Consider the following 14,835-nt stretch of genomic DNA (forward strand, 5'->3'; position numbering starts at 1 on the left):
GGACACCCGATGAACCAACCCAACGTGGACAGCGGCGAAATCGCCAAATTCAACGCCCTGGCGGAACGCTGGTGGGACCCGAACTCGGAATTCCGCCCGCTGCATGACATCAATCCGCTGCGGCTCAATTACATCGACGAGCGCCTCGGCCTGCCCGGCAAGAAAGTGATCGATATCGGCTGCGGCGGCGGTCTGCTCTCCGAGGGCATGGCCCGGCGCGGCGCCACGGTCACCGGCATCGACCTGGGCGAGGCGCCGCTGGCGGTGGCGCGCCTGCACGCCGAGCAAAGCGGCGTGGAAGTGGAATACCTGCAGGTGCTGGCCGAGGACATCGCCGAGCAACGCGCCGGCGAGTACGACGCCGTGACCTGCCTGGAAATGCTCGAGCACGTGCCCGACCCGTCGTCGGTGATCCGCGCCTGCGCCAAACTGGTGAAGCCCGGCGGCCAGGTGTTCTTCAGCACCATCAACCGCAACCCCAAGGCGTTCCTGTTCGCCATTGTCGGCGCCGAATACGTGCTGAGACTGCTGCCCCGCGGCACCCACGAGTACGCCAAACTGATCCGCCCCTCCGAGCTGGCCGGCTGGAGCCGGGACGCCGGGCTGGACGTGCGCGACACCACCGGCATGACCTACAACCCGGTGACCCAGGTGTACAAGCTCAACCGCGATGTGTCGGTGAACTATCTGATGCACGCGGTGCGCCATGCTTGAGGCGGTGTTTTTTGATCTGGACGGCACCCTGGTGGACACGGCGCCGGACTTTTACGTGGTGCTCAATCAGCTGTTGCGCGACCACGGCCGGCCGGAGGTCAGCTACCAGGCGGTGCGCGCCACCGTGTCCAACGGCGGCCGGGCGCTCACCGAGCTGGGCTTCGGCCTGGCGCCCGGGGACGCCGGCTTCGATGACCGGCTCAATGATCTGCTCGACGCCTACGGCGGCCGCCTGGCCGTGGACACCTGCCTGTTCGACGGCATGGCGGAAACGCTGGCCTGGCTGGAAGACCAGGACCTGCCCTGGGGCGTGATCACCAATAAACCGGAGCGCTTCACCCGCCCGGTACTGGCCGGCCTGGGCCTGCTCGACCGGTGCGCCTCGGTGATCTGCCCGGATCAGGTCCGCGAGCGCAAACCGGACCCGGAAGGCCTGCTGATGGCGGCCGGCGCCGTGGGGGCCAACCCCACCCACTGCGTTTATGTGGGCGATCATTTGCGTGACATCCAGGCCGGGCTGAATGCGAAAATGATCACCGTCACCGCCGGATTCGGCTATATCGACGCGGACGACAATCCGCGCGCCTGGCCGGCCGACTATTTTGTGGAACGCGGCGAGCAACTGCTGCCGCTGCTGAAAACACTGTGAAGAAGTAGGTACAGTCGAAATGGACATCAAGGAACTCAACGGCCTGGCGGCGAATTACCAGTGCCCGCCGGACGCCTTTAAGGATCGTATTATTCTGGTCACCGGCGCCGGTGCCGGTATCGGCCGGGCGGTGGCCCTGGCCCTGGCCGCCCACGGCGCCACCGTCATTCTGCTGGGCCGCACCCAGAGCAAGCTGGAAGCGGTCTACGACAAGATCAAGGCCGCCGGCGGGCCGGAGCCGGCCCTGGCACCGGTCAACATGGAGGTGGCGCGTCCCGAGGACTATCAGGAGCTGGCGACCCTGTTCGGCCGCGAATTCGGGCGCCTGGACGGGGTGCTGCACAACGCCTCGGTGCTCGGCGACATCACGCCTCTGGAGCGCTACGGCGCGGACACCTGGGATTCGGTGATGCGCGTCAACGTCAACAGCGCCTTCTATCTGACCCAGGCGCTGCTGCCGCTGCTGCGCGACAGCGACGACGGCCGCATCCTGTTCACCTCCTCCAGCGTGGGCCGCAAGGGCCGCGCGTTCTGGGGCGCCTACGCGGCGTCCAAGGCGGCCACCGAAAATCTTTCGCAGACCCTGGCGGAAGAACTGGAGAACACCTCCAAAATTCGCGTGAACACCATCAACCCGGGTGCCACGCGCACCGATATGCGCGCCCTTGCGTATCCCGGCGAAGACGCGGAAAAACTGAAAACACCGGAACAGATTGTGGCCAGTTATTTGTATCTGCTGGGCCCTGAAGGGGCCGCAATCAATGGGCAGTCCCTGGACGCCCAGCCCCGCTGATACAGGGAGCGGCGGAAGCCGCTCTCCGTTTCACCTGATCTTGACCTCAGCGACATTCCGGTATGTCTGGCCAGCATCCGGTCGTGGTCATCTCCATGCTATTACTGCCGGCGACCCTCTCGAATAATAATCAGGGATAGCCATGTTTCGTTTTCTCCTCGCCTCATTGCTTCTAACGCTGTCATCGCTGTGTATCGGTGCGGAAGAACTGCGCCTGTCGCAGGAACAGCAGCAAAAAATGGAACAACTGCTCCCCGGGGTGGACGTTGACCAGGAACTGGTCCGCGCCCTGGCGGATATTTTTTATTCCCGCGACATGCCGGTGCGCGTGCGGCTGGGCGCCATCGCCAAGCTGGTGGGCATCGACCAGATGCCGCCGGGCACCGCCCTGAACCGCAAGATATGCATCTGGGATATCGCCGGACGCAACGGTCCGGTGTTCCAGGCGGCCATGGAGCAGCGCGCCATGGCGCTGGAATACGGCATCGACCTGGAAATGATTCCGTTCACCAACGAAACCATTCTGGTCGAGGAGCTCAAGGCCGGACGCTGTGACGCCGGCCTGATGAGCGGCATGCGCGCGCGCCTGTTCAACAGCTACACCGGCACCATCGACGCGATCGGCGCGATCCCCGACAACAAACACATGCGCACCCTGCTGCAGGTACTGGCGCACCCCAGTCAGGCGGGCCGCATGGTCCAGGGCGAGTACGTGATCATGGGCATCTTCTCCGGCGGCGCCGCCCATGTGTTCGTCAACGACAAGCGCATCAGTTCACTGGCCCGTGCGGCCGGCAAAAAAGTGGCGGTGCTGGATTACGACAAGACCCAGTCGGAAATGGTGGCCGGCATCGGCGCCACGCCGGTGCCCTCGGACATCGTCAGTGCCCCGAATAAATTCAATAACGGCGTGGTCGACATCCTCGCCGCCCCGCTGATCGCCTATGAACTGCTGGAACTCTATAAAGGCATGGAGCCCGACGGCGGCATCGTCGACTACCCGATCGCGCAGATCAGCATGCAGCTGGTGGGCCGGCTGGACAAATTCCCCAACGAAGTGGCGCAACTGATCCGTGAAGCTTCCTTCGAGGCCTACGACCAGGTACGGACACGAGTGAAAACCGAGGAAGACCGGGTGCCGGACCGCTGGTGGATCGACATCCCCAGCGATGAAAAACGCGAATACGAGGCGATGATGCAGGAAGCCCGCGACACCCTGCGCCAGCAGGAGTATTACGACGGGCGCATGCTGGATCTGCAAAGCCGGATTCGCTGCAAATTCGATCCGTCCCGTGGCGAATGCTCGAATAAAAAATAAACCGCACCAGGAGGCCGTGTGCACATTACCCGTTTATTGCGTAACACCCTGCTCGGCGTGAGCGCCGCCGTGGCCTTCGCCGTGGCGCCGGCGTCCGCGTCCGACGCCGCGCTGCGGGACACCGTCTACAACGACGCCCTGCCCATGACCCAGCGCGTCGACGCCATGCGCGAACTGACCGGCCTGGGCAAAGCCGGCAATGACACCCGCAAGATATGCATCTGGGACATTGTCGGCCGCAACGGGCCGATCTTCTCGGCGGCGCAGGATCAGCGCGCCAGGCTGCTCGAATACGGTATCCAGCTGGATCTGATTCCCTATACCGACGAGCGGGTGATGGTGGATGAATTCAAAGCCGGCCTCTGTGACGCGGCGCTGATGAGCGGCCTGCGCGCGCGGCTGTTCAATACCTACACCGGCACCATCGACTCCATCGGCGGGCTGCCCAGCCAGCAGCATATGCGCATTCTGCTGCAGGTACTCGCCGACCCCGCATCGGCGAAGCACATGGTGCAGGGGGATTACGTGGTGGCCGGTATCGCCCCCGGCGGCGGCGCCTACCTGTTCGTCAACGACAAGAAGATCAACTCCCTGGCGGCGGCGGCGGGTAAAAACGTGGCGGTGCTCGACTACGACCCGGTGCAGGCGGAAATGGTCGGCCAGGTGGGCGCCTCGCCGGTGCCCACGGACATCGTCAACGCCCCCAACATGTTCAACAACGGCGTGGTGGACGTGCTCGCCGCGCCGCTAGCGGCCTATGAGATCGTCGAACTGTACAAGGGCATGACCCCGGACGGCGGCATCGTCGACTACCCGATCGCGCAGATCAGCATGCAGCTGGTGGCCCGCCGCGACCGCATCCCCAACGAAGCGGCCCAGTTAGTGCGCGAAGTGTTCTTCGAGAGCTATCAGCAGATCATTGACCGCGTACATGAAGAGACCAAGAACATCCCGGACCGCTGGTGGATCGAGATCCCGGATGACGACAAACGGGAGTACGAGGTGATGATGCGGGAAGTGCGACTGCAACTGCGCGAACGCGGCTACTACAGCGCCGACATGCTGACCCTGCAGCGCCGCATCCGTTGCAAGCTGGATTCCTCGCGGGCCGAGTGCGCCGACCCGCAGGAATAAGGGCCCAGGCCGCTCAGTGGAGCGGCTCGTCCCCGGGCAGCTGGTCCAGGGTGCCGAACAGGTCGACACGCTGGTCACTGAACATATCCAGCTCCGGCGCCAGCGCCTGGACGTAGCGGTCGAAATAGAGGAACTGCTTCAGCAGCAGCGCGAACTCGCGGGGGAAGCGGATACCGTGGCCCTCGCCGATGCGCACCAGATCGGTGAGCAGCTGATTGACCTCGCGGTCGTTGCGGTCGGCCTGCACCAGCGCGCTGGCGTCCACGTCCGTGAGCCGGTCCTGCAGAGCGGAGATATCCCGCGCCAGGGCGTCCACGTCCACCTCTTCGCTGGTCATGCCCACCATCGCCATGGCGCGCGCCATGGCGGGCACGTCGCCGCTGCCGATCGCTTCGAAGAACGCCATCATGCCCTGCCAGGCTTCCGGGCGGATACGCCCCACCATGCCGAAGTCGATGAACCCCACCCGGCCGTCTTCCAGCAGCATCAGATTGCCGGCATGCACGTCGGCGTGGAAGAAGTCGCACACCATCAGGCTGGAGAACCAGGTGTTCAGCGCGGTGATCAGGGTGCCGGCCGGGTCGTCCGTGTAGCGCCGCAGCACCTGCAGATCGGTGAGCGGTACGCCGTGGAAGCGCTCCATGGTGAGCACCCGCTTGGTGGTGTGCGAGGCCACCGGGCGCGGCGCCACCGCGGCCACATTGCCGGTTTCGGCGAGGAAGCGGTTGAACGCGTCCAGATTGCGGGCCTCCTGCAGGAAATCGCACTCTTCGAGCATGCCCGCCTGCAGCTCCTCGATCACGCCGGAGAGCGCCGAGCGGGACAGCCCCGGCGCCAGCGACTCGACCAGGCGCGCCGACGCGTAGAGAAAGTTGAAATCGGTGAGCAGCACCTGACGCACGCCGGGGCGCTGGACCTTGATCACCACGTCGGCGCCGTTCTTCAGGCGGGCCGCGTGCACCTGGGCGATGGAGGCGCTGGCCAGCGGCTTGGGATCGACCCATTCATACAGGGTGTCCAGGGGCGCGCCGAGCTCCGCTTCCACGGTCTCACGGATGTAATGGAACGGCAGCGGCGGCGTGCGATCCAGGCACTTCTGGAATTCGCTGACGTATTCCTCCGGGAACAGCGACGGCGAACTGGCGATGAACTGGCCCAGCTTGATGTAGGTGGCGCCCAGGGATTCAAAGGTACGGCGCAGGTGGCTGGGCAGCGCTTCACGGTCGCCCAGCAACCAGCCCAGGCCCTGGCGGCCGACCACGCCCACCGTTTCGAATACACGGAACGCGCCGCGGGCGGTGTTGCGCACCAGGGCCAGGCCCTCCCGCTCACGGGCAAGGTTTGCGCGCATTTCATTAACGATGGTGTCTTTGCTCATCACATCTACCTAGAGTTCCGTTGAAAGAGTCAACACCGCCCGGCCCGGCCGACCGTCAGCGGGCCGGGAGCCTGACGCTAACAGATTGAAAAATAAAGCATAAAGAGAGAGGCTCTTGAAGTTCCCTGAAGGCATTGGCTGTTCCGACACAAGAGCCGAGACCCAGGGTCATTATCAGCGACGTGCCGCGAACCCATGATCGCAAACCTAGCATTAGGTTTGTAATGGCTTAGGTGCTTTTTTGTAATCGGCGCTTGTGCCAACTCAGCAAGGTTGAGTACTCTCATCGGCGCCGTGAGAACAATAAAAAGGAGCTCAAGGAATGCGTTCTCTACTCAGTAAAATCGCGCGCCCCGCGCGTGCTCTCATCGCCGGTGGCGTGATCACTGCACTTTCCGGTTGTGGCATCATCTACAAAACCACGGGTGACGTTCTGGTCAGCTTCGGCCAGGCGGAACTCGCCCCCCATCTGCTCGCCTATGACGACGTGCGCATGGGCTGCATCACCGGCGAGGCGCAAACCCCGCTGCTGATGTCCTTCAGCGAAGTGGGTTCCCACCCGGAAAAGCTGGGCGTGATGACCTACACCACCGCCGCGGTGTGCGCGGAGCAGATGGCGCTGGAATCCGAGCTCAGCTATCTGCGCGCGGTCAACGACGGCCGGGTGAGCGAAGCCCAGGACGCGCGCATTCAGCAGAAGCGCTGGTCCAAGATCGCCGCCAAGCGCCTGCTCAAGTCCCACCAGTTGATGAACGAAGTCTATGGTCCGCTGGACGAAGGCGAGTGCCCGAAACTGAACCACGAGTTCGATCAGATCGTCTGGCTGGTGGGTAACATCGCCGGCGTTCAGGCTCTGGTCGCCGACGGCGCCGCCGACGGTTCCGTGGGTGTGCCGCGTAACATCGTGGCCAAGGTCGAGCGTAACGCCAAGTGCCTGAACAACGACGACTGGTGGGGCGCGCCCCAGGGTCTGCGTGCCGCGGTCTGGACCATCCTGCCGCAGCTGGCACCGGAAGGCGCCCAGCCCTGGCAAACCCTCGAACAGTCCGCTGAAAAAGGCTTCGAAGGCGGCGTCCGTCTGGGCAGCGCCTTCTACGCCATCAGCGCCTACGGCAAAGGCGACAATGACCGCCTGCGCACCGCGATCCGCGATTTCGCCGCCAACGGTGAAAACATCAATGAAGATTACGCGATGATCGATGCCATTGCCGAAGTTCTGGTTCTCGGCCTCTCCGACCGCCTCTGGACCGAGAATACCGGCAAGCGTACCCCGCTCAACGGTCTCGGTACTTTTTGGGACGACGCTTCCAGCGAACCGAAGATGAACATCGACGATCTGCTGTAGTCCTATTAAGGCAAGCGGTTATATGCGCGGGTCCTTCACGGGCCCGCCTTCCAACAGACAAGAAGTAAGCAAGGAGAGAAACCGATGCGCGTTTTCAAAGCCTTAGCGATGGCGGCGGTAACAACGGTGGGCCTGGCCTCCATGTCCGCCCAGGCCGCCAACACCGAACGCAGCCTCTGCGTGTTCGATATCATCGGTGCCAGCGGTGATGTGTATAACATCATGAAGGACTACAAGACCGAGGCGGCCGGTTGGGGCGTGGACATCAAGCTCAAGCCCTACACCGACGAGAAAATAGCCGCCGAGGACCTGAAGGCGGGCCAGTGTGACGGCGCCGTTCTCACCGGTCTGCGGGTGCGCCAGTTCAACAGCTACGCCGGCAGCTTCGAAGCCGTGGGGGCGATCCCCTCCTACAAGGAACTGCAAACCGTGTTCCGGGTGATGGCCAGCGGCAACGAATCCATTAACAAGCAGCTCAAGCAGAACGGCTACACCATCGCCGGTTTCGCCCCCATGGGCGCCGCCTATCTGTTCGTTAAGGATCAGAGCATCGACACCGTCGGTGAGCTGTCCGGTAAATCCATCTCCGTGATGGAATACGCCCCGGACCAGGCCAACATGGCCTCCCAGGTGGGCATGTCCCCGGTGCCTTCGGATATCACCAACTTCGCCGGTCGCTTCAACAACGACTCGGTGGATATCTGCTTTGCCCCGGTGGTCGCCTACTCCGCCCTGGAGCTGTACAAGGGCATGCAGCCGGACGGCGGTATCATTCGCTACACCCTGGGTCAGCTGACCAACCAGATCGTATTGCGCAGCGACAAGTTCTCCGACGAGTTCGCCGCCAAATCACGTACCTGGATGCTGGGCCAGTTCGACCGCGCCATGCAGGTGATCCGCAACGCCGAAAACGAAGTGGATGACAAGTGGTGGATCGATATTCCCGATGACGACAAACGCCGCTACAACGAAATGCTGCGCGAAGCCCGCGTGAACATGACCGAAAGCGGTATCTATAACAAGGACCTGATGGACCTCCTCCGCAAGGTGCGCTGCAAAACCGACCCGAGCCGGGCGGAATGCACCTTGGCGATGGAGTAATCACCTCGCCGGACGCGAACCAACGGGGCCTCACCGGGCCCCGTTTTCTCTTTCTATGCAGTACGCACGCTGGCGCCGCGGGCGAGCCTCGGTGCCGGTAAGGTGATAGTGCCGTTTACAACGGCATAACAATAACCGGGTGAATAATGGAAAAACCTCAGTTGACCGTGGCCAGGCGTTCGGTGGGGGAGTGGTTATCATCGCTGCCCACCCTGTTCATTCTTCTGACCGTGATTTTTTTATCTTCGGGTCAGATTATCCACTCCCAGCTTCTCAAAATCGGTGAAAACACCTGGGACGAATACTTCCTGTTGCGTGGCGCCGGCATGGTGTCCGAACCCACCTGTAACCCCGACCCCGATATCAATCAGCGGGTCCGGGAAGTCGTGGAACAACGCAAGGCCGAAGCGGCCGACGATCCGTTGGGCGACATTCTTGGTGGCTCGTCCGTAGACGAGGACGCGATCCGCAACTCGCTGGAGTCCTCCAGGGAGAACTGCCGCAATAAGTGGGACCGTTTCAAGATCGTCGAGGAGAAAGTCACCCCCGCGGTGATCATGTTCCGCAATATAGAGGGCGGCGTCGCCAAGGTGGTGTCCACGCTCGGCGACTATAAGCGCCTTCTGCTCTGTCTTCTGGTGATGATCTGCGCGATCACCGCCACGCTCGCCCGGCACCATATCTCCTTGCGCCCTTCGCGCACCAAGAAGGACCACATCGTCACCACCACCGCGCAATTGATCGCCAACGCGTCGCTATTAATGTCGGCGACGGTGTACCGCGCGGAAGAAGTGGGTGCGATGGCTTCCGGCGTGACCGTGAGCAACTTCTACCTGCACCAGTTCTGGATCGCCGGCTTCGCATTATTGACCGCCGCCTCGATCTATCAGCTGATCCGGCCGCCCAAGGATCTGGAAACCGGCGGCTCCTGGCCCAAGGCGTTCCTGACCATCCCGCTGTACAGCTTTATGTCGCTGACCGCGGCGGCGCAGTTCGCCAGCCAGGGCTACTACCACGGCATCAGCGTCTATCTGAACATGATGATGGAGCTGTCCACGCTGTTCCTGAATCTGGCGCTGTATATCTGGATCGGTATGCTGCTCAAGCAGACCAGGCTGGCGCATCTGGTGTTCGATATCCTGCGCCCCTGGAAGATGTCGCCGGAACTGATGTGTTTCGTGGTCCTGGCGGTCGCCGCCATTCCCACCGCCTACACCGGGGCTTCCGGTATCTTCGTGATCGCGGCGGGTGCCACCATCTATCAGGAACTGATCCGGGTGGGCGCCCGCAAGCAGCTCGCTCTGGCCGCCACCGCCATGTCCGGCTCGATGGGTGTGGTGCTGCGTCCCTGCTTGCTGGTGGTGATCATCGCCGCGCTCAACAAGAGCGTGACCACCGCGGAACTGTTCTCTTCCGGCTACAAGATCTTCTTCCTGAGCCTGTTCCTGTTCTTTATCTACAGTCAGTTCGCGCGCACCTCGCCGGCCCGCATCGCGCCGTTCACCGAAGCGCTGCCCAAGAGCCTCAAGCGCATGGTGCCGCTGATGCCCTACGCAATCATCGTGGGTGCCATCCTGGTGCTGTTCAGTGACGTGCTCGGCCGTCAGCTCGACGAGTTCTCCGCGCCCATCATTCTGCCCGTGATGATGATCGGCATTCTCTTTTACGAGAAGCTCAGCCGCCATCTTCTGCACCTGTTCACCCTCTTCCTGGTACCGATGGTGGTGATGTCCTTCATGGGTATCTGGGAAGGCTATCAGGCGCTGACCACCGGACAGGTTCCGGTGGGCGTGTCCGCCGCGGAGCTGGAAGATATCCTGTGGGGCGAATTCTGGCGTAACACCTTCCTGACCGCCTTCATGGTGATCCACTACCTGGTGAAAACCGGCGATCAGGACCCGCACTATCAGCCTGAAGCCGGCGTATCGGAGAAGCTGGAAGGCTCGCTGCGCATGGCCACCAATGAAACCACCGGCCATATCGGCGCCCTGCTGATGCTGATGGCGCTGTCGGTCAGCACCGGCGGCATCATTGAACGCTCCGGCCTGCTGGAGATGCTGCCCGAGGTGTTCCCGTCGATCTGGGTGGCCATGGGCATCCTGGTGGTGACCATGGTGATCATCGGCATGATTATGGACCCCTACGGGGCGGTGATCCTTGTCAACGCCACCATTGCCCAGGTGGCCTTCAACAACGGCATTGATCCATTGCACTTCTGGATGATCACGCTGGTGGCCTTCGAGCTGGGGTATCTGACACCACCGGTGGCCCTCAACCATCTGTTAACCCGACAGGTGGTCGGTGACGACGAGGTGGAGAGCGCCAAGCTCAGTACCGGCAGCTTCTTCCGACGCTATGAGAAGTTCCTGCTTCCCATCGCGACCATGCTGACCGCGCTGCTGATCGTGTCTTTCCTGCCGCTGGTTTCCGACGGCCTGCACGAGTGGCTGTTCCAGAAAATCCAGTCCGGCGGCTGATCACGGCCACCACTCTCGGCAAGACCCACAAGGGCCGCTTTCGCGGCCCTTTTTTATGGCAACGCGGAAAAATCAGGGTGATTTGGATAGGGCGGGAAAAAGAGCTAGACTGGTCAAAATAACAACAATCATGATCAAAAAAATAAAAAGGAATGCTCCCATGACGGAACGGACCCTGGGCATGCCCCGACGCACGCCCACTGAATGGCTTTCCACCCTGCCGACACTGCTTCTTCTACTGGTCGTCGTGTTCCTGTCCTCCGGACAGATCATCCACTCGCAACTGCTCAAGATCGGTGAAGCCACCTGGCAGGAATATTTCATGCTGCGTAGCGCCGGCGTCATGCCGGAGCCGACCTGCAACCCGGACCCGAACATTGACCAGCGGGTTCGCGAAATCGTCAAGCAACGCCAGGCCGAAGCCGCCGGCGATCCGCTGGCCGGTATCCTCGGCGGCGCGTCCGTGGACAAAAGCGCCATCCGCGGCTCGCTGGAAGCCACGCGCGCCAACTGCCGGGCGAAACTGGAGCGCTACCAGACCGTGCAAGAGAAGGTGACGCCGGCGGTGATCGCTTTCCGCAACGTGGAGGGCGGCGTCGCCCTGGTGGTGTCCACGCTGGGCGAGTACAAGCGCCTGTTGCTTTGCCTGCTGCTGCTGATCTGCGCCACAACCACGACCTTCCAGCGCCACCATATCGCGCTGCGGCCGGCGCGCACCGACAAGGATCACCTGGTATCACTGAGCGGCCAGCTGGCGGCCAACGCCTTGCTGCTGGTGTCGGCGATCGCCTATCGAATCCAGGATTCGGAATCGATGGCCGCCGGCGTCACCGTGGATAATTTCTATCTGCACAATATCTGGATCGCCGGCTTCGGCACGCTCACCCTGGCGTCCCTGTACCGGCTGCTGCGCCGCCCGCGCGATCTGGAGCCGGGCGGTTCCTGGGCCAAGGCCTTTCTGACCATCCCGCTGTACAGCTACATGTGTCTGTCGGCCTCGGCGCAGTTCTTTTCCCAGGGCTATTTCCACGGCACCAGCGTCTATCTGAACATGATGATGGAGCTGTCCAGCGTGTTCCTGAACCTGGCGCTGTATATCTGGATCGGCATGATGCTGAAACAGACCCGCCTGACGCATATTTTCTTCGACGCCCTGCGCCCCTGGCGCATGTCGCCGGAGCTGATGTGCGTGGTGGTGCTGGCGATCGCCGCCGTGCTCACCGCCTATACCGGTGCGTCCGGCATCTTCGTGATCGCCGCCGGCGCGACCATCTACACCGAGCTACGACGTGTCGGCGCGCGCAAGCAGCTGGCGCTGGCGGCCACCGCCATGTCCGGCTCCATGGGCGTGGTGCTGCGGCCCTGTCTGCTGGTGGTAATAATCGCGGCGCTCAACAAAAGCGTCACCACCAGCGAGCTGTTCGCCTCCGGCGCCAAGGTGTTCGCGCTCAGCCTGTTTATTTTCTTTATCTACAGCCAGTTCGCCCGTACCACCCCGGCACGCATCGCGCCGTTCTCGCAAGCGCTGCCGGCCAGTCTCAAAAAGATGATTCCGCTGACGCCCTACGGCGTGGTGGTGGGCGCCGTGGCGGTGTTCTTCAGCGACGTGCTGGGGCGCCAGCTGGACGAGTTTTCCGCGCCGATCATTCTGCCGGTGATGCTGCTGGCGATCCTGGTCTATGAGAAGCTCAGCCGTCACACCCTGCATCTGTTCAGTCTCTTCCTGGTGCCGATGCTGGTGCTCTCCTTCATGGGCATCGCGGAGGGCTACCAGGTGCTCGTCAGCGGCGAGATCCCCGGCGGCACCTCCGCCGCCGAGCTGGAAGCGGCGCTGTGGAGCGAGACCTGGCGTAACCTGCTGATGATTCTGTTCCTGGGCGTGCACTATGGCGCCGCCTTGTTGTCCCGGAACAACAGCGACCCGGTGGCCGATTACCCGCCCGAGGAAGGCGTCTCCGAGAAATTGGAAGGCAGCCTGCGCTTCGCCACCGGCGAAACCGCCGGCCATATCGGCGCCATGTTGATGTTGATCGCCCTGTCGGTGGGCACCGCCGGTATCATCGAACGCTCCGGGATGCTGGAACTGCTGCCGGACGCCTTCGCGTCGATCTGGATCGCCGGCCTGTTCCTGGTGGTCGCCCTGGTGCTGGTGGGCATGTTCATCGACCCACTGGGCGCGGTGATTCTGGTAAACGCCACCTTCGCGCCGCTGGCCGCCGCCAACGGCATAGCGCCGTTGCACTTCTGGATGATCGCGCTGGTCGCCTTCGAGCTCGGCTATCTGACGCCACCGGTGGCGCTCAACCACCTGCTGTCTCGACAGGTGGTCGGCGACGACGAAGTGGAAAGCGCCAAGCTCTCCACCGGCACCTTCTTCCGGCGCTATGAGAAATTCCTGCTGCCGATCGCGGTGATGCTCACCGCCCTGCTGATCGTCGCCTTCCTGCCGCTGCTGTCCGACGGACTGCACGACTGGTTGTTCCAGAAAATCCAGACCGCGGCCTAGGGGAGGGAAATGCCATGAGCCAGACCGACGTTATTACCCTGCCCAAAGTGCTGAGCAAAGTACCTGAAGTGGTGATGAATCTGCCGGGCCTGATCAAAGGCTCCCGGATGAGCAAGATCACCGACACCACCAGGCCGCTGGGGTTGGGCGTGGCTTTCGAAAAGGTGGCGGCGAACAATCCGGACGGCCTCGCGGTGATTTACCGCGACCGCCGCTACACCTATCGCCAATTCAATGCCTGGGCCAACCGCATCGCCGACTACCTGGCCTCCATCGGCCTGAAGAAAGGCGACACCGTGGCGCTGGATATGGAGAACCGTCCCGAGTTTCCGGCCACGCTTATCGGCTGTGCCAAACTGGGCGTGTGCGCCGCTCTGATCAACACCTCCCAGAAAGGGAAAGTGCTGACTCACAGCTTCAACCTGGTGAAACCCAAGGCGGCGATCATCGGTCAGGAACTGGTGGAAGTGATCCAGGAAGTACGCGATCACCTGGACCTGAAGGAAAACTTCTTCTACTTCGCCGACCAGGACACCCTGGCCGACCCGGGCACCGCGCCGGAAGGTTTCACCAACCTGGCGGCCGCGATCCAGGGTTGTTCCAGCGAGAACCCGGAGAGCACCCACCAGACCTTCCTGCGCGACCCGCTGTTCTACATCTACACCTCCGGCACCACCGGCATGCCCAAGGCGGTGGTGTTCAACCACGGCCGCTGGGAGAAGGCCCACGGCGGGTTCGGCTTCTCCTCGGTGCGGCTGACGAAAACCGACCGGCTTTATTGCACCCTGCCGTTCTATCACGCCACCGGCCTGGTGGTCTGCTGGGCCTCGGTGATCGCCGGCGAGGGCTGCCTGATTCTGGCCAGGCGCTTCTCCGCCAGCCGCTTCTGGGACGACATCTGCAAGCACCACTGCACCGCCTTCGGTTACGTCGGCGAGCTGTGCCGCTACCTGCACGAGCAGCCCCGGAAACCCGGTGACGGCGACAACCCGGTGCACACCATCGTCGGCAACGGCCTGCGGCCCGGCATCTGGAAAGCGTTCAAGAACCGCTTCGGCATCCGCCGGGTGGCCGAGTTCTATACCGCGTCGGAAAGCAACGTGGCCTTCACCAACGTGTTCAACTTCGACAACACCGTGGGCTTCTCGCCGGTCAGCTACGCCATCGTCAAGTACGACAAGGAAGCCGATGAGCCGGTACGCGACGACAAGGGCTTCATGATCAAGGTGGGCAAGGGCGAATCCGGCCTGATGCTCGGCGAGATCACCGACAAGACCCCGTTCGACGGCTACACCGACAAGGACAAGACCGAGAAGGCGATCTTCCGGGACGTGTTCAAGAAGGGCGACGCCTGGTTCAACACCGGCGACATGATGCGCGACATCGGCTTCCGCCACGCCCAGTTCGTCGACCGCCTGGG

The 14,835-nt window shown here is 62.7% G+C and carries 11 protein-coding genes; 10 read left to right on the top strand and 1 reads right to left on the bottom strand.

What is annotated here, in order from left to right:
* Nucleotides 1-9: 9 nt before the first annotated feature.
* The 5 genes from ubiG (at nt 10) to ACEQZD_RS01880 (ending at nt 4,608) form a co-directional block, all read left to right on the top strand.
* Entirely contained in the window at nt 10-714 is a 705-nt protein-coding gene (gene ubiG, locus ACEQZD_RS01860) for a bifunctional 2-polyprenyl-6-hydroxyphenol methylase/3-demethylubiquinol 3-O-methyltransferase UbiG (RefSeq protein WP_214011850.1), read from the top strand.
* Complete coding sequence (locus ACEQZD_RS01865; RefSeq protein WP_214011851.1) at nt 707-1,363, top strand: HAD-IA family hydrolase; 657 nt, start codon at nt 707-709, stop codon at nt 1,361-1,363. The genes ubiG and ACEQZD_RS01865 overlap by 8 nt, the downstream gene beginning before the upstream one ends.
* A gap of 19 nt (nt 1,364-1,382) precedes the next feature.
* Complete coding sequence (locus ACEQZD_RS01870) at nt 1,383-2,156, top strand: YciK family oxidoreductase (RefSeq protein ID WP_214011852.1); 774 nt, start codon at nt 1,383-1,385, stop codon at nt 2,154-2,156.
* Nucleotides 2,157-2,298: 142 nt separating this feature from the next.
* Nucleotides 2,299-3,474, top strand: coding sequence for a putative solute-binding protein (locus tag ACEQZD_RS01875; RefSeq protein ID WP_370183631.1), 1,176 nt, complete (start codon nt 2,299-2,301; stop codon nt 3,472-3,474).
* A gap of 24 nt (nt 3,475-3,498) precedes the next feature.
* Nucleotides 3,499-4,608 carry a putative solute-binding protein gene (locus tag ACEQZD_RS01880; RefSeq protein ID WP_370183640.1) on the top strand — a complete coding sequence of 370 codons (1,110 nt, stop codon included), beginning with the start codon at nt 3,499-3,501 and terminating at the stop codon, nt 4,606-4,608.
* Nucleotides 4,609-4,621: 13 nt separating this feature from the next.
* Here the strand turns inward: ACEQZD_RS01880 and ACEQZD_RS01885 are convergent, their stop codons facing one another.
* Complete coding sequence (locus ACEQZD_RS01885) at nt 4,622-5,986, bottom strand: AarF/ABC1/UbiB kinase family protein (protein WP_214011855.1); 1,365 nt, start codon at nt 5,984-5,986, stop codon at nt 4,622-4,624.
* Nucleotides 5,987-6,308: 322 nt separating this feature from the next.
* On the opposite strand from ACEQZD_RS01885, the gene ACEQZD_RS01890 reads away from it, so the two are divergent.
* From ACEQZD_RS01890 to ACEQZD_RS01910, 5 genes are all read left to right on the top strand, one after another.
* A complete protein-coding gene (locus ACEQZD_RS01890; protein WP_214011856.1) occupies nt 6,309-7,331 on the top strand; it encodes a hypothetical protein in 1,023 nt (340 codons plus the stop codon).
* Nucleotides 7,332-7,415: 84 nt separating this feature from the next.
* Nucleotides 7,416-8,432: a putative solute-binding protein gene (locus ACEQZD_RS01895; RefSeq protein ID WP_214011857.1), complete on the top strand. Its 1,017-nt coding sequence runs from the start codon at nt 7,416-7,418 to the stop codon at nt 8,430-8,432.
* A gap of 146 nt (nt 8,433-8,578) precedes the next feature.
* Complete coding sequence (locus ACEQZD_RS01900; protein WP_370183635.1) at nt 8,579-10,909, top strand: TRAP transporter large permease subunit; 2,331 nt, start codon at nt 8,579-8,581, stop codon at nt 10,907-10,909.
* Nucleotides 10,910-11,069: 160 nt separating this feature from the next.
* Nucleotides 11,070-13,415: a TRAP transporter large permease subunit gene (locus tag ACEQZD_RS01905; RefSeq protein ID WP_335629814.1), complete on the top strand. Its 2,346-nt coding sequence runs from the start codon at nt 11,070-11,072 to the stop codon at nt 13,413-13,415.
* A gap of 14 nt (nt 13,416-13,429) precedes the next feature.
* The coding region (locus tag ACEQZD_RS01910; RefSeq protein ID WP_370183638.1) for a long-chain-acyl-CoA synthetase at nt 13,430-14,835 on the top strand (1,406 nt) is incomplete at its 3' end.

This window comes from Alloalcanivorax sp. (assembly GCF_964221125.1).
Lineage (GTDB): Bacteria > Pseudomonadota > Gammaproteobacteria > Pseudomonadales > Alcanivoracaceae > Alloalcanivorax > Alloalcanivorax venustensis.